The organism is Kitasatospora sp. NPDC023385 (assembly GCF_055664045.1).
On sequence record NZ_JBVOOL010000008.1, the window covers coordinates 179,303 to 198,294 of the forward strand.

The window sequence follows — 18,992 nt, forward strand, 5'->3', positions numbered from 1 at the left end:
ACGCATGCCACGCCGCTCCGCGACGATGCTCGCTGCCACCCTCCTGCTCATAGCGCTGCTCTGCGTCTCGGTGCTGATGAAGGTGCCGTACACGGAGATGAGCCCGGGGCCGACGTACAACACGCTCGGCCACCAGGGCGGCAAGCCGGTGATCAGCGTCACGGGGCACGACTCCTACCCGACCACCGGGCACCTCAACATGACGACCGTCCAGGTCACCGGGGCCAAGTACGAGCCCAGCCTGGTCAACGCGGTGGTCGGCTGGCTGCGCGGCGACGTGCTGGTGGTACCGCACGACAACGTCTACCCGAAGGGGCAGACGGACGCCGACGCCAAGAAGCAGAACGCCGAGGAGTTCGCCTCCTCCGAGGACAGCGCCCGCACCGCCGCGCTCAAGCAGCTGGGCGTCCCGGTCGGCAGCGAGCTGATCGTCAAGACGGTCACCGCGGGCGCCCCGGCCGAGGGCAGGCTGCACGCGGGCGACCAGATCGTGGCCGTCGACGGCGCGCCGGTCGGCTCGGTCGACCAGGTGGTCGCCGCCGTCACCAGGCACAAGCCGGGCGAGTCCGTGGTCTTCACCGTCGTGCCGCGGGTCAAGGACGCCGCCGGCGGGGCCGCCGCCCCGGGCACCAGGACCGACGTCACCGTCCCGACCGTACGGGCCAGGGACCTCGACCCGAAGGCCCCGGCCGAGCGGGCCGAGCTCGCGGTGGTCGGCATCGGCACCGGGCTCCGGCACACCTACCCGTTCCAGATCGACATCGGCCTGCAGGACGTCGGCGGCCCGAGCGCCGGGCTGATGTTCTCGCTCGGCATCATCGACAAGCTGACCCCGGGCGGGGACCTCACCGGCGGCCGGTTCGTCGCAGGCACCGGCACCATCGACGACGACGGCAAGGTCGGCCCGATCGGCGGGATATCGATGAAGCTGATCGCCGCCCGGGACGCCGGGGCCCAGTACTTCTTCACCCCGTCCTCGAACTGCGCCGAGGCCACCAAGAGCATCCCGTCCGGGCTGACCCTGATCAGGACGGACACCCTGGACGGCGCGTTGAAGTCGCTGGAGCAGATCCGCTCCGGGCAGACCTCCGCCCTGCCCTCCTGCCCCGCCGCGTAGGGGCCGGCCGCAGCGGGCCCCTACCCGGCGCGGGCCTCAGGAGAAGGTCGCCAGCAGGGCTTCGGTCAGACCGGGCACCAGGTCCGGGCCGGTCAGCACCTCGCGGGCGACGTCCTTGGAGCGCAGCCGCAGGGCGATCTCCTTCCGGCCGTCGCGCAGCACGGCGGCGGTGATCCGCACCTCCTCGCGCTTGGGGTGATTGGCCACCCAGTCGGCGAGCTGGGCGTCGGTGGCGCCTCGCGGGCGGGACTGCTCGGCGCCCGGCGGCAGCATCAGGCGCTCGACGACCAGGGCGCAGCCGGCCACCGCGTCGGGCCAGGCGATGGTGCCGAGGAACTTGTCGAGCTCCATGCCGGCCGGCAGTTCGTCCTGCTCGACCGGGGTGAGGCCGGGCTCGTCGGTGCCGGAGAGGCCGAGCTGCTCGGCGATCCGGGGGTCGGCCTTGCGCAGGGCGGCGCTGTCCACCAGGGCGAACAGCCGGGCCGGGAGGTCCCAGCCGAGGGTGGCGGCGTACTCGTCGATCTCCAGCGCGGCCCGGGTGAGCGGGGTGGCGGCCGGGAGCTTGGAGACGTCGTCGGGGGAGTTGTTCAGATCAGGCGCGTCGGACATGCCTCAATCCTCACACGCCGGGCCGGGCGTGGCCGCCGGGCGGCCCGGCGGGGGCGGGCCGGGCGGGCTCCCGGCGAGGACGCCGGGGCCGGGGAGGGGCCGGGGAGCCGTCGTAACCGTCTGCTAACGGTGGGAACTCGGCCGAAGCCTGGTTAAGTTGCTCTGACGACCGACCGATTCCCAGACGACACAGCTGAGGTGCCACCGTGGTATTCCAGATGCCGGAACGCTCAGGACCGGGTTTCCGGCGAAGGGTCGGGCCGCCCTCCCGGCGCGCGCGGGTGGCCCTGCTGACCCTGGGCGTACTCGCGGTGCTGTTCCTGCTGTTCGTCATGTTCGCGGGGTTCTGGACGGACTGGCTGTGGTTCAGGTCGGTCCACTACTCCTCGGTGTTCACCACGCAGCTGTGGACGAAGATCGGGCTGTTCGCCGTGTTCGGCCTGCTGATGGCGGTGATCGTCGGCGTCAACATCTGGCTGGCGCACCGGCTTCGGCCGCCGCTGTCGGCGATGTCGGTGGAGCAGCAGAGCCTGGACCGCTACCGGGCGGGCCTGGCGCCGTTCAAGCGCTGGGCGCTGATCGGCGTCTCGCTGGTGATCGGCCTGGTGGCGGGCGCCGCGGCGTCCGGGCAGTGGCGGACCTGGCTGATGTGGACGAACGCGACGCCCTTCGGTGAGAAGGACGCCCAGTTCGGCATGGACGTCTCCTTCTACGCCTTCGACCTGCCGTTCTACGAGTTCGTGCTGGGCTTCGCGTTCAGCGCGGTGATCGTCTCGCTGCTGACCTCGGCGCTGGTGCACTACTTGTACGGCGGGCTGCGGCTGCAGGGGCCGGGCCGGCGGGCGAGCGCGGGCGCGCAGGGGCACCTGGCGGTGCTGCTGGGCGTGTTCGTGCTGCTGAAGGCCGTCGCCTACTGGCTGGACCGGTACGCGCTGGCGGTCAAGACCGGTTCGTACAAGGGGGTTTCGGGCTGGACGGGCCTGCGCTACGTGGACGCCAACGCGTTCCTGCCGGCGAAGACCATCCTGTTCTTCGTCGCGATCATCTGCGCGGTGCTGTTCTTCCTGACGCCGATCCGCCGCACCTGGGCGCCGGCCCTGATCGGGCTGGGGCTGATGGTGCTGTCGGCGGTGCTGATCGGCGGGCTGTACCCGGCGATCGTGCAGCAGTTCCAGGTCAAGCCGAACGAGCAGGCCAAGGAGACGCCGTACATCCAGAAGAACATCGACGCGACGCGGCAGGCGTACGGGATCGCGGCCGCGCAGACCACGCCGTACAGCCCGCAGGGCTCGACCAACGGTGACGCGCTCAAGCCGGACGCGCAGACCATCGCGGACGTCCGGCTGCTGGACCCGAACATCGTCTCGCAGACGTTCCAGTCGCTGGAGCAGCAGCGCAACTACTACGCCTTCCCGAGCACGCTGGACGTGGACCGCTACGGCAAGGGCGCGGACAAGCAGGACACCGTGATCGGCCTGCGCGAGCTCGACCTCAACGGCGTGCAGCGCAACTGGATCAACGACCACTTCAAGTACACCCACGGCTACGGCGCGGCCGTCGCCAAGGGCAACCAGGTCGACGACAAGGGCGGCCCGGTGTTCACCGAGTCCGGCCTGCCGGCCACCGGCGCGCTGGGCGACTACGAGCAGCGGATCTACTACGGCGAGAAGACGACGACGTACTCGATCGTCGGCGGCTCGAACAAGGAGATCGACTACACCGACGTCAAGACCGGCCAGAACGTCGAGTACACGTACGGCGGCGCCGGCGGCGTCTCGCTGGACAACCCGATCACCCGGGCCGCGTACGCGGTGCACTTCACCGAGCCGCAGATCCTCTACGCGGGGGCGATCACCGACGGCGCCAAGGTGATCTACAACCGGACGCCGAAGGAGCGGGTGGAGAAGGTCGCGCCGTGGCTGTCGATCGACGCCGACCCGTACCCGGTGGTGCAGAACGGCCACGTGGTGTGGGTCGTCGACGGCTACACCACCTCGGACGGCTTCCCGTTCTCGTCGAAGACGACGCTGGGCGCCGCGACCAAGGACTCGCTGACCAACCAGCGCGGTGAGCTGCTGACCGTCGCCAACCAGGTCAACTACATCCGCAACTCGGTCAAGGCCACGGTGGACGCCTACACCGGCGAGGTGAAGCTCTACCAGTGGGACGAGAAGGACCCGGTGCTGAAGACCTGGATGAAGGCCTTCCCGGGCACCGTCGAGCCGAAGGCGGACATCCCGCAGTCGCTGCTGCCGCACCTGCGCTACCCGCAGGACATGTTCAAGGTGCAGCGCGACCTGCTCGGCCAGTACCACGTGACCGACGCCAACTCCTTCTTCAACGGCAGCGACATCTGGCAGGTCCCGGTGGACCCGACCAGTGACACCAAGCAGGTCCAGCCGCCGTACTACGTGACGGTGCGGATGCCGGACGCCGCCGGCGCGAGCTTCTCGCTGACCAGCTCCTTCGTGCCCAACGGGCGCCCGAACCTGGCGGCGTTCATGGCCGTCAACGCGGACCCGGGCGACGACTACGGGAAGATCCGGGTCCTGAAGATGACGGGCGAGTCCGGCGCCCCCGGCCCGGGCCTGGTGCAGTCGAAGTTCAACTCCCGCCAGGAGGTGGCCTCGCAGATCTACGCGCTGAAGACCGGCGGTGACACCGAGCTGGAGTACGGCAACCTGCTGACCCTCCCGGTCGGCGGCGGCCTGCTCAACGTCGAGCCGGTGTACGTGCGCGGACGCGGCGCCAAGTACCCGACGCTGCAGAAGGTCCTGGCGGTGTACGGGGACGACAACGTGGCGTTCGAGAACACCCTGGAGGACGCGCTGAAGAAGCTGTTCGCCGGGCAGGCGCCGCCGGCGACGCCGGTCGCAGCGTCCAACCCGGGCAGCGGGACGGCCCCGACCTCTCCGACCTCCCCGACTTCTCCGACGACGCCGACCTCCCCGGCGACGCCCGCGCCCACCGCACCGGCCACCCCGGCACCGGGCGGCACGATCTCGCCGGAGCTGCAGAAGGCGCTCTCGGACGCGGCGAAGGCGTACGGCGACAGCCAGACCGCGTTCAAGAACGGCGACTGGGTGGCCTACGGCAACGCCCAGAAGGCCCTCGGCGACGCGCTGAAGGCGGCGGACGCCGCCCGGGGCGCCGGCCCGGCTCCGGCCCCGGGCGCCACCCCCGCCCCGGGGGCCACCGGCGCCGGATCGCCGAGCCCCCAGCCGTAGTCCCGGCGGCAGCCCCGGCCGTCGCACCGGCCCCGGCCCGCTGAGCTGCGGCAACCGTTTTCCGTTCCACCCCGCGTCCGTGCTACAGTTCAACTACCGACGCGGGGTGGAGCAGCTCGGTAGCTCGCTGGGCTCATAACCCAGAGGTCGCAGGTTCAAATCCTGTCCCCGCTACAAAGGCCAGAGGCCCGGAGGATCCTTCCTCCGGGCCTCTGGTGTTTCCGGGGCCTTCTCGCCCGGAAGCGGTGGGAACCGCTCCGGTACTATCGACCGTCGCCAAGGAGGACGGTATCGGGGTTTGTGGGGCGGAAGTGTCGGGAAATCGACAAAGCGTCGAAGCAATGTCATCGGCTTCGGGTCGGCCCCGCCCGAATTCGGCCGGGGCAGGTGCACGCGGGTAGCGGGTGATGCGACGATGGGACACATGGGGGACGGTGCACGGCCGCTGACCGGTCGTCGGGTCCGGCGCCTCTCCTGGCAGTCCCCCCGGCCGCACACCGGGACACGATGCCGCGACACTCTGGGGGAGCGGGAGTCGGCATGAGGCTGATCGGCAAGTCAGGCGCCAAGTCCGCGGCAGCCGCCGAAGCGGACACCGACGCCTGGGCGGAGAGCCCCGAGAACCCCGACAGCCGCCCCGGAGCCCTGCCCGCCCAGCGCACCAGCGGTCTGTCCGAGCGCCCCGCCCCCGGCTGCGGCCCCGACAGCCTCATCCACGTGCCCACCCGTCAGTTCGCCGCCGCCGTCGGCGCGTACGGCGAACGGGCCGGCGAGGAGCCCGCCTCCGGCGCCGCGCTCGACCCGGCCGGCCTGGACCCCACCAGCTTCGAGACCGCCCTGGCCGCCCGGGAGTCCGCCGCACTGGAAGCACGGCACCGGCAGGCCGCCGACGGCGGCGACCCGGACGCCGCCGGCCGGCTGGGCACCCTGTTGCTGCGCCGCGGCGCCCTGGAGGACGCCGAGCCGTACCTGCGCGCCGCCGCGGCCGCCGGACTGCGCGCGGCCGCCAACAACCTCGGCGTGCTGCTCCACCAGCAGGGCCACCGGGCCGAGGCCGGCCAGTGGTGGCGCCAGGCCGCCGTCGCGGGCAGCGCGCCCGCCGCGCACGCCCTCGGGCTGCAACTGCGCGACCAGGGCGAGGAGGAGGCCGCCGAGTACTGGCTGCACTTCGCCGCCGACCACGGGCACCCGCTGGGCGCCTACGCCCTGGGCGATCTGATGGAGCACCGGCGCGACGTGCGCGCCGAACGCTGGTTCAAGGTCTCCGCCGACGCCGGGCACCGGGAGGCCGCCTACCGGCTGGCCCGGATGCGCGAGGCCGCCGGGGACAAGGAGACCGCCGAGGCCTGGTACCGCACCGCCGCCGCCCGCAGCCACGCCCGCGCCGCGCTGCGCCTCGGCGTGCTGCTGGAGGAGCGCGCCCGCACCGACCGGTCCCTGCTGGAGGAGGCGGCCCGCTGGTACCGGCAGGCCGCGCAGAACGGCGAGCCGCGCGCCGCCTGCGCGCTGGGCTTCCTGCTGCGCGACTCCGGGGAGGTGGCCGCCGCCGCCGAATGGTGGCGGGAGGCCGCCGAAGCCGGGGACGGCAACGCCGCCAACGCGCTGGGCGCCCTGCACGCCAGCCGCGGCCGGCCCGGGGAGGCCGAGCGCTGGTACCGCGCCGCGCTGGACGCGGGCGACCAGAACGGCGCCTTCAACCTCGGCCTGCTCTGCGCCGGCACCGGCCGCGAGCAGCAGGCCGAGCAGTGGTACCGCCGGGCCGCATACGCCGGGCACCGGGAGGCGTGCAACGCGCTGGCCGTGGTCCTGCTGCAGCGCGGCGACGAGTCCGGCGCCGAGCCGTGGTTCTCCAAGGCCGCCGAGGCCGGCAGCGTGGACGGCGCCTTCAACCTCGGCGTCCTGCACGCCGGGCGCGGCGAGCAGCGGCAGGCCCAGGAGTGGTACGCGCGGGCCGCCGCCGAGGGGCACGGCGAGGCGGCGCTGCAGCTGGCCGTCGTCCAGGAGCAGCGCGGCAACCTGGCCGGGGCGCTGGAGCGCTACCGGCAGGCGGCGGCGGGCGGTTCGGCCGAGGGGGCGTTCCGGCTGGCCTCGCTGCTGGACCGGCGCGGCGACGCGGACGCGGAAGCCGAGCACTGGTACGCGCTCGCGGCCGACGCCGGGCACCGGCGGGCGCAGGTGCGGATGGGCGTGCGGGCGGCCGAGCGCGGGGCGCTGGAGATCGCCGAGAGCTGGTACCGGCGGGCCGCCGAGGCCGGCAGCCGCAGCGCCGCGTTCAACCTGGGGCTGCTGCTGGCCCGGCAGGACAGCGAGACCGAGGCGATGCTCTGGTACACCCGGGCCGCCGACGCCGGGCACGGGCGGGCCGCGCTGCGCCTCGCGCTGCTGGCGCTGCGCCGGGGCGAGCCGGTGCAGGCGGAGAACTGGTGCCGGCGGGCGATCGACTACGGGCCGGCCGAGGTCGCGGAGCGGGCCGGGCGGCTGCTGGGCGCGCTGCACGCGGAGCTGAGCGCGTAGCGAGCCCGGGTGTGGGCGAACCTGCCCGGCCGGTCAGGGGCGGCAGTCGGGGCACAGGCCGCGGTAGGTGACCTCGGCGGTGGTGACGGCGAAGCCGTAGCGCTCGGCGGCGGGCAGCGCGGCGAGCGGGTCGCCGTACGGGTGGACGTCGCGGACGGCGCCGCAGCCGGAGCAGACCAGGTGCTGGTGGGCGCGGTGCGCGTTGGGGTCGTAGCGCCGGGCGCGGCCGTCGGTGGCGACCTCCAGGACCTCGCCGAGGGAGACCAGTTCGCCGAGCGTGTTGTAGACGGTGGCGCGGCTGATCTCGGGCAGCCGGGCCGCGGCCCGGGCGTGCACCTCGTCGGCGGTGAGGTGCACGTGCTCGCCGTCGAGGACCTCGGCCACGACGCGGCGCTGCGAGGTCAGCCGCCAGCCGCGTCCGCGCAGTCTCTCCAGCAGATCGCTCATGGCATCCAGCCTAAGTCAGGTCCGGTATTGGTGCCAGTGTTGACTTGGACAAAGTCCAAGTTAGGATCGTGTCATCCCGACCGGACCCCGTGGAGGCACCCGTCATGACCACGCAGGACGAACTGCGCCCGACCCTCACCACCGAGGCGGGTGCCCCCGTCGCCGACAACCAGAACACCGAGACCGCCGGCATCGGCGGCCCGGCCCTGATCCAGGACCAGCTGCTGTTCGAGAAACTCGCGCACTTCAACCGCGAGCGGATCCCGGAGCGCGTGGTGCACGCCCGCGGCGCCGGGGCGTACGGCACCTTCACGGTCACCGCCGACGTGACGCCCTGGACCCGGGCGGCCTTCCTGTCCGGGATCGGCAGGCAGACCGAGGTCTTCCTGCGCTTCTCCACCGTCGCGGGCAACCTCGGCGCGGCCGACGCGGTGCGCGACCCGCGCGGCTTCGCGCTGAAGTTCTACACCGAGGAGGGCAACTACGACCTCGTCGGCAACAACACCCCGGTGTTCTTCATCAAGGACGCCGTCAAGTTCCCCGACTTCATCCACACCCAGAAGCGCGACCCGTACACCGGCTCCCAGGAGGCCGACAACGTCTGGGACTTCTGGGGCCTGTCACCCGAGGCCACCCACCAGGTCACCTGGCTGTTCGGCGACCGCGGCATCCCGGCCTCGTACCGGCACATGAACGGCTACGGCTCGCACACCTACCAGTGGCAGAACGAGGCCGGCGAGCACTTCTGGGTCAAGTACCACTTCAAGACCGAGCAGGGCATCCGCAACCTCACCCAGGCCGAGGCCAACACCCTCGCCGGCGAGGACCCGGACAGCCACCAGCGCGACCTGCGCCAGGCGATCGAGCGCGGCGAGCACCCCGGCTGGACCGTGCAGGTCCAGATCATGCCGGCGGCCGACGCGGCGGCCTACCGCTTCAACCCCTTCGACCTGACCAAGGTCTGGCCGCACGCCGACTACCCGCCGATCGAGATCGGCCGGCTGGAGCTCAACCGCAACCCCGACAACGTCTTCGCCGAGGTCGAGCAGTCGGTCTTCTCCCCGGCGCACTTCGTGCCCGGTATCGGCCCCTCCCCGGACAAGATGCTGCAGGGCCGCCTGTTCGCGTACGCCGACGCCCACCGCTACCGGGTCGGCATCAACGCCGACCACCTGCCGGTCAACCGCCCGCACGCCACCGAGGCCCGCACCAACAGCCGCGACGGCCACCTGTACGACGGGCGCCACGGGCGGCAGAAGAACTACGAGCCGAACAGCTTCGGCGGCCCCGTGCAGACCGGCCGGCCGCTGTGGGCCGCGACCGCCGTCGACGGCACCACCGGCAGCCACGCCGCGCCCTCGCACGCCGAGGACGACGACTTCGTGCAGGCCGGCGCCCTGTACCGGCTGTACTCGGCGGAGGAGAAGCAGCGGCTGATCGCCAACCTGGCCGGCTTCATCGCCAAGGTCTCGGCCGACCGCGAGGACATCGTGGAACGGGCGATCGACAACTTCCGCCAGGCCGACGCCGACTACGGGCAGCGGCTGGAGACGGCGGTCCGGGAACTGCGCAAGAAGCAGTAGGCGCGGCCGGGCCGGCAGAGCCGCAGGCCCGGTGACCGGCTCCCACCGGTCACCGGGCCTGCATCCACGAGGTGGGCCGTCAGACGCTCAGCCGGCGCAGCGCCTCGTCGTGCAGCAGGCCGTTCGAGGCGACGGCGTCGGCGCCGCCGGGGCCCGGGACACCGTCCAGACCGGTGAAGCGGCCGCCGGCCTCCTCGACGATGACGGCGTTGGCCGCCATGTCCCACAGCGACAGCTCGGGCTCGGCGGCGATGTCGACGGCGCCCTCGGCGACCATCATGTAGGACCAGAAGTCGCCGTAGGCGCGGGTGCGCCAGCAGGCGCGGGTGAGGTCCAGGAACGGGTCGAGGCGGCCGCGCTCCTCCCAGCCGGTGAGCGAGGAGTACGAGAAGGAGGCGTCCTCGATCCGGGAGACGCCGGAGACGTGGATCCGGGAGGCCTTGGTCAGGCTGCGGCCGGCGAACGCGCCGAGGCCCTTGGCCGCCCACCAGCGGCGCTGCAGCGCGGGGGCCGAGACGATGCCGACCACCGGGCGCTCGACGCCGTCCGGGCCGTCCTCCAGCAGGGCGATCAGGGTGGCCCAGACCGGGACGCCCCGGATGTAGTTCTTGGTGCCGTCGATCGGGTCGATCACCCAGCGGCGCGGGCCGGAGCCCTGGAGGCCGAACTCCTCGCCGAGGACGGCGTCGCGCGGGCGGGCGCGCTGGAGCACGCTGCGCACGAGCTCCTCGGCGGCCTTGTCGGCGTCGCTCACCGGCGTGAGGTCGGGCTTGGTCTCCACGGCCAGGTCGAGGGCGCGGAAGCGGTCCAGGGTGACCGAGTCGGCCGAGTCGGCGAGGACGTGGGCGAGTCGGAGGTCGTCGTGGTAGTCGGCCATGTCCGAAACCCTAGCGAGCCCGCCCCGATCGGCACAGCCGGGCTCGCTGGGCGGGACGGGCGCGAGCCTAGTGCGCCGTGCCGCTGAGCTGGAGGCCGATGACGCCGGCGATCACCAGGGAGATCGAGACCAGCTTGAGCACCGAGGTGGTCTCGTCCAGGAAGACCATGCCGTAGATCGCGGTGCCGGCCGCGCCGATGCCCGTCCAGACCGCGTAGGCGGGGCCGACCGGCAGGGTCTTCAGGGAGAGGGTGAGCAGGCCGAAGCTGCCGAGGGCGAACGCGCAGAAGCTGACGGTGGGCCAGAGCCTGGTGAAGCCCTCGCTGAGCTTGAGGTTGATCGCGAAGCCGGTCTCCAGCAGGCCGGCCAGGACCACCAGGGCCCATGCCATCGCGTGCCTCCCAGTCGATCGACGGCCGGACCGTGCCCGGCCCGGTTTTCCTATGATCACCAGGTGGGCGCGGTCCGACACCTCGAACGGGCCACGGACACCGGGAACCCGCCCCGGCTCAGTCGTCCTCGCGGGTCTCCTTGCTGGCCAGCAGGCGGCGCAGCGAGTAGAGCCGGGCGGCCTCGGCGTGGCCGTCGGCGACCCAGGCGTCCAGCGCGCAGTCCGGTTCGTCGTGGCTGCAGGCGCGCGGGCAGTCGGCGGTGCCGGGCTCCAGGTCGGGGAAGGCGAGGATGACCCGGGACGGGTCGATGTGCGAGAGGCCGAAGGAGCGGAAACCCGGGGTGTCGATCACCCAGCCCGGGTCCAGGGCCTTCTTGGAGCCCGGCTTGGCGCCCGGCGGCGGGGGCAGCCGCAGCGCCAGCGCGGAGACGGTGGTGTGCCGGCCGCGGCCGGTGACCGCGTTGACGTGCCCGGTCTGCCGCTGGCGGTTCGGGACGAGGGCGTTGACCAGGGTGGTCTTGCCGACGCCGGAGTGGCCGATGAACACGGTGGAGAGCCCGCGCAGGTGCTCGCGGACGGCCTCGGCGCCGGCGGTCTCCAGCTCGTCGTGGCGGGTGACCACGTACTGGATGCCGAGCGGGGCGTAGGAGTCCAGCAGCGGGGCGGCGGGGGCGAGGTCGGCCTTGGTGAGCACCAGCAGCGGCTCCATGCCCGCGTCGTAGGCGGCCACCAGGCAGCGGTCGATCAGCCGGGGGCGCGGCTCCGGGTCGGCCAGGGCGGTGACGATGGCCAGCTGCTGGGCGTTGGCGACGACGATCCGCTCGTACGGGTCGTCGTCGTCGGCGGTGCGGCGCAGCACCGAGCTGCGCTCCTCGACCCGGACGATCCGGGCGAGGGTGTCGGCGTCCCCGGAGAGGTCGCCGACGATGTCGACGACGTCGCCGACGACGACGCCCTTGCGGCCCAGCTCGCGGGCCTTCATGGCGACGATCTGGCGTTCCTGCTTGGTGCCCGGGTCGACCAGGCAGGTCACCCGGCCGCGGTCGACGGTCAGCACCATCGCCTCGGCGGCGTCATCGTGCTTGGGCCGGATCCTGGTCCGCGGCCGGGAGCCCCGGCGGGCGGGGCGGTTGCGGATGTCGTCCTCGTCGGCGTCCTTGCCGTAGCGGCGCATGGCTCAACTCTCCGCTCAGGCGTCCGCCGCCGCTTCGCCGAGCAACTCGGCCCACATCCCGGGGAAGTCGGGCAGCGTCTTGGCGGTGGTGGCGACGTTCTCCACCCCCACGCCGGGCACGGCGAGGCCGAGCACGGCGGCGGCGGTGGCCAGCCGGTGGTCCTCGTAGGTGTGGAAGGTGCCGCCGCGCAGCGGGCGCGGGCGGATCCGCAGGCCGTCCTCGGTCTCGGTGACGTCGCCGCCGAGGTCGTTGATCTCCTTGGCGAGCGCGGCGAGCCGGTCGGTCTCGTGCAGGCGCAGGTGGGCGATGCCGTACAGGTGGGACTCGGAGTCGGCGAGCGCGGCGACGGCGGCGATCACCGGGGTGAGCTCGCCGACGTCGTGCAGGTCGGCCTCGATGCCGTGGATCCGGCCGGTGCCGGTGAACTGCAGCCCCTCGTCGGTGAACTCGCAGGCGCCGCCCATCCGAGTGTAGATCTCGCGGAGCTGGTCGCCGGGCTGGGAGGTGTGCTTGGGCCAGTCGCGCACGGTGACGCGGCCGCCGGTGACCAGGGCGGCGGCGAAGAACGGCGCGGCGTTGGACAGGTCCGGCTCGACCACCAGGTCGCGGCCGATCAGCGCGCCCGGGGTGACCCGCCAGACGTCCTTCTCGCCGCCGTCCTCGGGCGCGTCGACCTGGGCCCCGGCCAGGCGCAGCATCTCGACGGTCATCCGGATGTGCGGCAGCGACGGCACCGGGCCGCCGACGTGCCGGACCTCGATGCCCTGGTTGTAGCGGGCGCCGGAGAGCAGCAGAGCGGAGACGAACTGGGACGAGGAGGAGGCGTCCAGCTCGACCGGGCCGCCGTCGAGGGAGCCGGTGCCGTGGACGGTGAGCGGGAAGGCGCCGCGGCCGCCGTCGTCGATGCGGGCGCCGAGCGCGCGCAGGGCGTCGATCACGCCGTGCTGGGGGCGCTCGTAGCAGCGCGGGTCGCCGTCGAAGTGCACGGGGCCGTCGGCGAGGACGGCGAGCGGCGGCAGGAAGCGCATGACCGTGCCGGCGTTGCCGACGTCGACGGAGGCGGGGCCGCTCAGCGCGGGGGCGGGGATGACCCGCCAGGCCTCGCCGCCGCCGGTGCCGCCGGTGTCGTTGTTGACCGTCTCCTCGATGGTGACCCCGAGGGCGCGCAGGCCGTCGGCCATCAGCTGGGAGTCGCGGCTGCGCAGCGGGCGGCGCACCCAGCCGGGCTTCTCGGCGAGTGCCGCCAGCACCAGGGCCCGGTTGGTGACCGACTTGGAGCCGGGGATGGTGACGGTGGCGTCGACGGGGCTGGTGGCGACGGGAGCGGGCCACGGGGTCTCGGTCATGTGGCAAGTCTAGGGGCCGTACCGCGACCGTCCGGATCCTGGACGGCGCGGTCGCGCGGGGCCGGCTCAGTGCAGCGGCTGGAGCAGCCAGCTCGCGCCCAGGGCGAGGCAGGCGAGGGCGGTGAGCAGGAAGACGGTGACCCAGGCGAGGGCGGGGACGTGGGTGAGCCGGGCGAGCTGGTCGGCGTCGGAGTCGCGGGCCCAGCCGGTGCGGCGCTGGTGCTGGAGCTCCAGGACGGGGCGGACGGCGCCGAACAGCAGGAACCAGCAGCCGAGGTAGGCGAAGCCGGCCTGGACCTCGGCACTGCCGAGCCAGGAGACCAGGAAGAACGCGCCGCCGGCGACCAGCACGGTGAAGAGGCCGAAGGCGTTGCGGATGCGCAGGAGCAGGGCGAGCAGCAGGGCGATCGCCAGCCAGAGCAGCAGGGTGATCCGGTCGGCGGCGAGCAGGGCGGCGCAGCCGAGGCCGAGCAGGGCGGGGGCGCTGTAGCCGGCGGCGGCGGTGAGGACCATGCCGGGGCCGGTGGGGCGGCCGTAGGAGAGGGTGAGGCCGGAGGTGTCGGAGTGCAGCCGGATGCCGGCGAGCTTGCGGCCGGTGACGAGGGCGATCAGGCCGTGGCCGCCTTCGTGGGCGATGGTGACGGCGTTGCGGGTGACGTGCCACAGCGGGCGGGCGAGGACGGCGAGCAGGGCGGCGGCGCCGGTGGCGAGCACCAGCCAGCCGGGCGGGGCGGGCTGGGCGCCGGTGACCTGGTCCCACAGGGCGCCGAGGTTCTGGTCGTTGGTGCTCATGGGATGTTCCCCGCCTCCGTTCGCTGCGTTGGGCCGTTCGGGGCAGCCTCCCATGCGGGGACGGGCGGCCGGCAGCGGGCGGTTCTGCTCCGGGCGTGAACAAGTGATGAGGACGGGCGGCATGGCAAGCTGGCCCGCATGTGCGGTCGGTTCGCAGCCAGCAGCAAGCCCGAGGACATCGTCGAGCTGTTCGACGTGGAGCAGTGGGATCCCGAGGAGACCCTGCACCCGAACTGGAACGTCGCGCCGACCGACAGCGCCTTCGTGGTGCTGGAGCGGACCGGCCGGGACCGGCCGCGGGCGGTGCGGCAGCTGCGGGTGCTGCGCTGGGGGCTGGTGCCGCAGTGGTCGGACTCCGCCGAGACGGCGGTGAAGATGATCAACGCCCGGTCGGACACGGTGCACGAGAAGCCCTCCTACCGGCAGGCGTTCGCCGCGCGCCGCTGCCTCCTGCCGGTGGACGGCTACTACGAGTGGCAGACGCTGCCGGGCGAGCGGGGCAGGGCGCGCAAGAAGCCGTTCTTCGTCTCCCGCGCGGACGGCGCCCCGCTGGCGCTGGCCGGGCTGTACGAGTTCTGGCGCAACCGGGCGGTGCCGCCCGGCGACCCGCAGGCGTGGCTGGTGACGTTCACGGTCGTCACCACCGACGCCGAGGAGGCGCTGGCGCCGATCCACGAGCGGATGCCGCTGTTCCTCGACCGGGACTCCTGGGACGAGTGGCTGGACCCGCGGCGCAGCGACCCGGACGAGCTGCGCCGGCTGCTGATACCCCCGCCGCCCGGTGCGCTGCTGGCCACCCCGGTGTCGCCGGCGGTCGGCAGCATCCGCAACAACGGCCCGGAGCTCAAGGAGCCGTGGGACGAGGTCGAGTACGAGACCACGCTGTTCTGATCCGAACCGGCCTGAACCGGCCTGACCTGCCCTGATCTGCCGTACCCCGTACTGAACGTTCCTGGAGCCGCCGCGATGAGCACCACCGAACTCGTCCCCACCGAGGCCGGGCAGGCCCGGATCACCCACCACCGGGCGGCCGCGCCGAAGGCCGTCCTCGCGCTGGGGCACGGCGCGGGCGGCGGGATCGAGGCCCGGGACCTGGCGGCGCTGGCCGGGCGGCTGCCGGCGCGCGGGATCTCGGTGGCGCTGGTCGAGCAGCCCTGGCGGGTGGCGGGCCGGCGGGTGGCCCCGGCACCGAAGACGCTGGACCTCGGCTGGCGGCCGGTCGCCGAGCTGCTGGCCGGGCAGGGACTGCCGCTGGTGGTGGGCGGGCGCAGCGCCGGGGCGCGGGTGGCCTGCCGGACCGGCGCGGCGACCGGGGCGGTGGGGGTGGTGGCGCTGGCGTTCCCGCTGCACCCCCCGGGCAGGCCGGAGAAGAGCCGGGCGCAGGAGCTGCTGGAGTCGGGGCTGCCGACGCTGGTGGTGCAGGGCGCGGCCGACCCGTTCGGCGGGCCCGCGGAGTTCCCGGCGCTGCCGGCGGGGCACGAACTGGTCGCGGTGCCGTACGGCAGCCACGGCTTCGAGGTGCCCAAGCGGGCGCCGGTCGGGCAGGACGAGGTGCTGGACCTGATCTGCGCGGCGGTGGGGGACTGGCTGCTGGACCTCGTGTGAGGCCCGGGAACAGGGCGTTCCCGGGCGACTACCCGGGCGGGTGAAGGCCGTGCGCCGGACGGGAATGCGGGCGGCCCCGGGGTGGTTGACACCCTCGTCAGTACGAGTCACCGGTGAGAGGCAGGGCAGATGGGTTCGATCGCGTGCCCGGAACGGCCTGAGGAGCGCGAGGCCGCGACGGCGCTCGGCCCCTCCTGGTCGGAATGGCTGGACGTGGGCGAGAAGCCCGTCAGCCCGATATCCTCCATTTCTGGGCGGCCCGCCGTGGGCCGTGCCCGTCATGCCGAGGAGGTGGGTCCGGTCGTCGGGACCGAGCACGAGGCCGAGCCGGGCCGTGGCCCGGACGAGGTCCGGCCTGCGGGCGAGGCGCTCACCGGTGAGGAACTCGCCGAGGCGATCGGTGAGGACACCTACCGGGTGTCGGCCGAGGAGGGCGAGGAGGCCCGGCGGGAGCGCTTCGAGCGCGACGCCCTGGGCTTCCTGGATCCGATGTACTCGGCGGCGCTGCGCATGACGCGCAACCCGGCGGATGCGGAGGACCTGCTCCAGGAGGCGTTCGCCAAGGCGTACGCGTCCTTCCACCAGTTCCGTGAGGGCACCAACCTCAAGGCCTGGCTGTACCGCATCCTCACCAACACGTTCATCAACTCGTACCGCAAGAAGCAGCGTGAGCCCCAGCGCACCGCGGCGGAGGAGATCGAGGACTGGCAGCTGGCCCGCGCCGAGTCGCACATGTCGACCGGTCTGCGCTCGGCCGAGACCCAGGCCCTCGACCACCTCCCCGACAGCGACGTGAAGGACGCCCTCCAGGCCATCCCGGAGGAGTTCCGGATCGCCGTCTACCTCGCGGACGTAGAGGGCTTTGCGTACAAGGAGATCGCGGACATCATGGGTACTCCCATCGGTACGGTGATGTCCCGGCTGCACCGTGGCCGCCGTCAGCTGCGCGGCATGCTGGAGGACTACGCCCGTGAGCGCGGGCTGGTCCCGGCCGGCAGCGGGGCAGGGCAGGAAGCGAAGGGCTCGGGTTCATGAGCTGCGGCGATCCGCACGACACCGAGTGTGGCGAGGTCCTCGACCACCTCTACGAATTCCTCGACAACGAGATGGCCGAGGGCGACTGCGCCAAGTTGCGCGTGCACTTCGAGGAGTGCTCGCCGTGCCTGAAGCAGTACGGGCTGGAGCAGGCGATCAAGGCGCTGATCAAGCGCTCCTGCGGCTGCGACGACACCCCGGCCGACCTGCGCAGCAAGGTCCTGGCCAGGATCGACTCGATCCGGGCCGGGCAGCGCTCGGGCGAGCCGGTGGTGGTCGCGGTGGAGCCCGCCGTCGAGGTGCACGCCGAGTCCGCCCGGCCGGCGCCGAAGCCGGCGAAGGGCGGGGCCGGGGAGCCGGCCGGGCGGCCGGGCGCGCCGGTCGAGGCCGGCGCCCAGGCGGAGTGACCGGCCGGGCCGACGGCATGGTCGGACGCGTCGTCACCGACCGTCACGGGGCCGCCCGTACGGCCGCCGGTCCGACGTTGTAGTCCGCCGGTCCGTCCGTGCGCCGATCCGTCCGCGAGGGCGGGCCGGACGGTTCCGGGCAGGGGAGTCCAGTGGCCCCGGGAGCACACGCTTCCGGGGCCGCTCCCGTTCTGCCCGCATGCGCCCTCACTCGTTCGGGTGAGTTGGCGGTGCGCCAACTGCGCCATCGCGCGATCATGCGTCCCCGCGCCCGGGCGGCGGCCTATCCTCCTGACGGACGCTCACCGCCGGTCCGCCCGGCGTGCTGAGGAACACGGGGCCCGGACGGCGGGGAGGTCGAGATCGCTACCGACAGTGGAGGAGCGACCCTGCCGCCGGGCGCGGCGCGCTACCTGCTGGCCGTCCCGGTGGCGGCGCTGTGCTGCCTGGTGCCGCTGCTGCCCGCCGCGGCCGTCCCCGGGGTGCCGCGCTGGCTCGGCGCGCCGGTGGACTGGCCCAAGGTCGGGCTGCTCGCCTTCCTGCACGGCTGCTGGGAGTCGCTGGCCCAGGGCCTGCCGACCCCCTGCCTGGTCCTGGTGCGCCGGCTGCTGCGCCGCCCGGCGCTGCCCGAGCGGGCGCCCGCCCGGCCCGGTGTGAACACCTTCTTCCCGGTGCTGTTCGCCGGAGTGCTGATGCTGCCGCCGGCCGCCGCCGCGCTCGTCGCCGCCCCCGCCGCGGTGCTCGGCGGCCCGAACGGGCCCGGCTGCCGCCGCCGCCAGCTGTTCAACGGCTCCCAGCTCGCGCTGTGCGCCTTCGCCTCCTCGGTCGTCTTCCACCTGCTGCGCGGCCCCCAACTGCTGCTGGGCTCCCGCTTCCCGGCCGCGCTGCTGCCCGGCTTCGCCGCCGTCGCCGCGTTCTGCCTGGTCAACGGCATCGTGGTGGGCGTCATGCTGGTGCTCAGCGACGGCCGCCGGGCCGGGGTGCTGCTGCGCGGGGCCTGCGCGGTGTGCGGGCTGCCGGTGCTGGTGCACGCGGCCGGCGGCCTGATGGTCGCGGTGCTCTGGCAGGGCCCGTACGGCGCGTTCGCGGCGTTGCTGGCGCTGCTGCCGCTGTCCATCTCCGCCTGGGTGTTCGCCCAGGGGCAGCGCGAGCTCGACGCCCACCAGGCCACCGTGCAGTCGCTGGTCCAGGCCGTGGAGATCAAGGACTCCTACACCCGCGGGCACAGCGAACGCGTCGGCCGGGCCTCGGTGCTGATCGCCACTCAGCTCGGCATGGAGGCCGAGCGGCTGCGCACCCTGCGCTTCGCGGGGATCCTGCACGACGTCGGCAAGCTCGGGGTGGCCACCGAACTGCTGCGCAGAAACGGTCCCCTCACCGAGGCGGAGCGCCGGGCCGTCGAGATCCACCCGGTGTACGGGTACGAGCTGGTGCGCGGGATCGACTTCCTCGGCGAGGCGCACGCCGGGATCCTGCACCACCACGAGCGGGTCGACGGCCGCGGCTACCCCAGCGGGCTGGCCGGCGGGCAGATCCCCGAGTTCGCCCGGATCATCTCCGTCGCCGACGCCTTCGACTCGATGACCTCCACCCGCTCCTACCGGCGCGGCCGCCCGGTCGCCGAGGCGGTGGCCGAACTGGAGCGCTGCTCGGGCAGCCAGTTCGACCCGGTGATGGTCCGGGCGCTGATCGACGCGCTGGCCGTGCACGACTGGCAGCCGGTGGTGCACTCCGAGGACTGCATCCAGGCCGTCCCGGACATCCCGCTCGGGGTTCCCGAACCGGCCAGGGCGGCGCCCGGGCGGGTGCCCGTCCAGGGCGGGAGCGTTCCCGCGGCCGGTCAGCCGTGACGGCGCCCGGCCGCCGG

At 73.5% G+C, this 18,992-nt stretch carries 16 protein-coding genes and 1 tRNA gene; 10 read left to right on the plus strand and 7 right to left on the minus strand.

Features of this window, described 5'->3' with window-relative positions; genetic code table 11:
- Nucleotides 1-4 precede the first annotated feature (4 nt).
- Entirely contained in the window at nucleotides 5-1,117 is a 1,113-nt protein-coding gene (locus AC0B61_RS15605; RefSeq protein ID WP_471741192.1) for a YlbL family protein, read from the plus strand.
- Between the two features lie 36 nt (nucleotides 1,118-1,153).
- Here the strand turns inward: AC0B61_RS15605 and AC0B61_RS15610 are convergent, their stop codons facing one another.
- A complete protein-coding gene (locus AC0B61_RS15610) occupies nucleotides 1,154-1,726 on the minus strand; it encodes a PPA1309 family protein (protein WP_471741193.1) in 573 nt (190 codons plus the stop codon).
- Nucleotides 1,727-1,944: 218 nt separating this feature from the next.
- Between AC0B61_RS15610 and AC0B61_RS15615 the strand changes: the two genes are divergently transcribed.
- The 3 genes from AC0B61_RS15615 (at nucleotide 1,945) to AC0B61_RS15625 (ending at nucleotide 7,467) form a co-directional block, all read left to right on the plus strand.
- Nucleotides 1,945-4,953, plus strand: a complete 3,009-nt coding sequence (locus tag AC0B61_RS15615; RefSeq protein ID WP_471741194.1) for a UPF0182 family membrane protein — start codon at nucleotides 1,945-1,947, stop codon at nucleotides 4,951-4,953.
- A gap of 100 nt (nucleotides 4,954-5,053) precedes the next feature.
- Nucleotides 5,054-5,127, plus strand: a tRNA-Met gene (locus AC0B61_RS15620).
- 366 nt (nucleotides 5,128-5,493) lie between these two features.
- Nucleotides 5,494-7,467: a tetratricopeptide repeat protein gene (locus AC0B61_RS15625; RefSeq protein ID WP_471741195.1), complete on the plus strand. Its 1,974-nt coding sequence runs from the start codon at nucleotides 5,494-5,496 to the stop codon at nucleotides 7,465-7,467.
- Nucleotides 7,468-7,500: 33 nt separating this feature from the next.
- On the opposite strand, the gene AC0B61_RS15630 is transcribed toward AC0B61_RS15625, so the two are convergent.
- Nucleotides 7,501-7,914: a Fur family transcriptional regulator gene (locus AC0B61_RS15630; RefSeq protein ID WP_471741196.1), complete on the minus strand. Its 414-nt coding sequence runs from the start codon at nucleotides 7,912-7,914 to the stop codon at nucleotides 7,501-7,503.
- 104 nt (nucleotides 7,915-8,018) lie between these two features.
- Between AC0B61_RS15630 and AC0B61_RS15635 the strand changes: the two genes are divergently transcribed.
- Nucleotides 8,019-9,497: a catalase gene (locus AC0B61_RS15635; RefSeq protein WP_471741197.1), complete on the plus strand. Its 1,479-nt coding sequence runs from the start codon at nucleotides 8,019-8,021 to the stop codon at nucleotides 9,495-9,497.
- Nucleotides 9,498-9,576: 79 nt separating this feature from the next.
- Here the strand turns inward: AC0B61_RS15635 and hisN are convergent, their stop codons facing one another.
- The 5 genes from hisN to AC0B61_RS15660 form a co-directional block, all read right to left on the minus strand.
- Nucleotides 9,577-10,374: a histidinol-phosphatase gene (gene hisN, locus AC0B61_RS15640; protein ID WP_471741198.1), complete on the minus strand. Its 798-nt coding sequence runs from the start codon at nucleotides 10,372-10,374 to the stop codon at nucleotides 9,577-9,579.
- Between the two features lie 67 nt (nucleotides 10,375-10,441).
- Entirely contained in the window at nucleotides 10,442-10,765 is a 324-nt protein-coding gene (locus AC0B61_RS15645; RefSeq protein ID WP_471741199.1) for a DMT family transporter, read from the minus strand.
- Between the two features lie 118 nt (nucleotides 10,766-10,883).
- Nucleotides 10,884-11,939, minus strand: a complete 1,056-nt coding sequence (gene rsgA, locus AC0B61_RS15650; protein WP_471741200.1) for a ribosome small subunit-dependent GTPase A — start codon at nucleotides 11,937-11,939, stop codon at nucleotides 10,884-10,886.
- Between the two features lie 15 nt (nucleotides 11,940-11,954).
- On the minus strand, nucleotides 11,955-13,286 hold the full coding sequence (gene aroA / locus AC0B61_RS15655; protein ID WP_471741201.1) for a 3-phosphoshikimate 1-carboxyvinyltransferase: 1,332 nt from the start codon (nucleotides 13,284-13,286) through the stop codon (nucleotides 11,955-11,957).
- Between the two features lie 66 nt (nucleotides 13,287-13,352).
- Complete coding sequence (locus AC0B61_RS15660; protein ID WP_471741202.1) at nucleotides 13,353-14,078, minus strand: M50 family metallopeptidase; 726 nt, start codon at nucleotides 14,076-14,078, stop codon at nucleotides 13,353-13,355.
- 138 nt (nucleotides 14,079-14,216) lie between these two features.
- Here AC0B61_RS15660 and AC0B61_RS15665 point away from each other — a divergent pair, with 138 nt between their 5' ends.
- The 5 genes from AC0B61_RS15665 to AC0B61_RS15685 all read left to right on the plus strand — a co-directional run bounded on the left by AC0B61_RS15665 (nucleotide 14,217) and on the right by AC0B61_RS15685 (nucleotide 18,975).
- Nucleotides 14,217-14,969: an SOS response-associated peptidase gene (locus AC0B61_RS15665; protein WP_471741203.1), complete on the plus strand. Its 753-nt coding sequence runs from the start codon at nucleotides 14,217-14,219 to the stop codon at nucleotides 14,967-14,969.
- 75 nt (nucleotides 14,970-15,044) lie between these two features.
- Nucleotides 15,045-15,683 carry an alpha/beta hydrolase family protein gene (locus AC0B61_RS15670; protein WP_471741204.1) on the plus strand — a complete coding sequence of 213 codons (639 nt, stop codon included), beginning with the start codon at nucleotides 15,045-15,047 and terminating at the stop codon, nucleotides 15,681-15,683.
- 291 nt (nucleotides 15,684-15,974) lie between these two features.
- Nucleotides 15,975-16,718 carry a sigma-70 family RNA polymerase sigma factor gene (locus AC0B61_RS15675; protein ID WP_030247025.1) on the plus strand — a complete coding sequence of 248 codons (744 nt, stop codon included), beginning with the start codon at nucleotides 15,975-15,977 and terminating at the stop codon, nucleotides 16,716-16,718.
- On the plus strand, nucleotides 16,715-17,125 hold the full coding sequence (rsrA, locus tag AC0B61_RS15680; RefSeq protein ID WP_471741205.1) for a mycothiol system anti-sigma-R factor: 411 nt from the start codon (nucleotides 16,715-16,717) through the stop codon (nucleotides 17,123-17,125). Before AC0B61_RS15675 ends, rsrA begins: the two co-directional genes overlap by 4 nt.
- Nucleotides 17,126-17,553: 428 nt before the next feature.
- Complete coding sequence (locus tag AC0B61_RS15685; protein ID WP_471741206.1) at nucleotides 17,554-18,975, plus strand: HD-GYP domain-containing protein; 1,422 nt, start codon at nucleotides 17,554-17,556, stop codon at nucleotides 18,973-18,975.
- The last annotated feature ends 17 nt before the right edge of the window (nucleotides 18,976-18,992 follow it).

What these genes read in the sequence shown, in the direction of transcription:
- AC0B61_RS15625 (WP_471741195.1), top strand. Translation starts at nt 5,494, where the DNA reads ATGAGGCTGATCGGCAAGTCAGGCGCCAAGTCCGCGGCAGCCGCCGAA.
- AC0B61_RS15615 (WP_471741194.1), top strand. Translation starts at nt 1,945, where the DNA reads ATGCCGGAACGCTCAGGACCGGGTTTCCGGCGAAGGGTCGGGCCGCCC.
- AC0B61_RS15630 (WP_471741196.1), bottom strand. Translation starts at nt 7,914, where the DNA reads ATGAGCGATCTGCTGGAGAGACTGCGCGGACGCGGCTGGCGGCTGACC.
- AC0B61_RS15660 (WP_471741202.1), bottom strand. Translation starts at nt 14,078, where the DNA reads ATGAGCACCAACGACCAGAACCTCGGCGCCCTGTGGGACCAGGTCACC.
- aroA (WP_471741201.1), bottom strand. Translation starts at nt 13,286, where the DNA reads ATGACCGAGACCCCGTGGCCCGCTCCCGTCGCCACCAGCCCCGTCGAC.
- AC0B61_RS15610 (WP_471741193.1), bottom strand. Translation starts at nt 1,726, where the DNA reads ATGTCCGACGCGCCTGATCTGAACAACTCCCCCGACGACGTCTCCAAG.
- rsgA (WP_471741200.1), bottom strand. Translation starts at nt 11,939, where the DNA reads ATGCGCCGCTACGGCAAGGACGCCGACGAGGACGACATCCGCAACCGC.
- AC0B61_RS15635 (WP_471741197.1), top strand. Translation starts at nt 8,019, where the DNA reads ATGACCACGCAGGACGAACTGCGCCCGACCCTCACCACCGAGGCGGGT.
- AC0B61_RS15665 (WP_471741203.1), top strand. Translation starts at nt 14,217, where the DNA reads ATGTGCGGTCGGTTCGCAGCCAGCAGCAAGCCCGAGGACATCGTCGAG.
- AC0B61_RS15605 (WP_471741192.1), top strand. Translation starts at nt 5, where the DNA reads ATGCCACGCCGCTCCGCGACGATGCTCGCTGCCACCCTCCTGCTCATA.
- AC0B61_RS15645 (WP_471741199.1), bottom strand. Translation starts at nt 10,765, where the DNA reads ATGGCATGGGCCCTGGTGGTCCTGGCCGGCCTGCTGGAGACCGGCTTC.
- AC0B61_RS15670 (WP_471741204.1), top strand. Translation starts at nt 15,045, where the DNA reads ATGAGCACCACCGAACTCGTCCCCACCGAGGCCGGGCAGGCCCGGATC.
- hisN (WP_471741198.1), bottom strand. Translation starts at nt 10,374, where the DNA reads ATGGCCGACTACCACGACGACCTCCGACTCGCCCACGTCCTCGCCGAC.
- rsrA (WP_471741205.1), top strand. Translation starts at nt 16,715, where the DNA reads ATGAGCTGCGGCGATCCGCACGACACCGAGTGTGGCGAGGTCCTCGAC.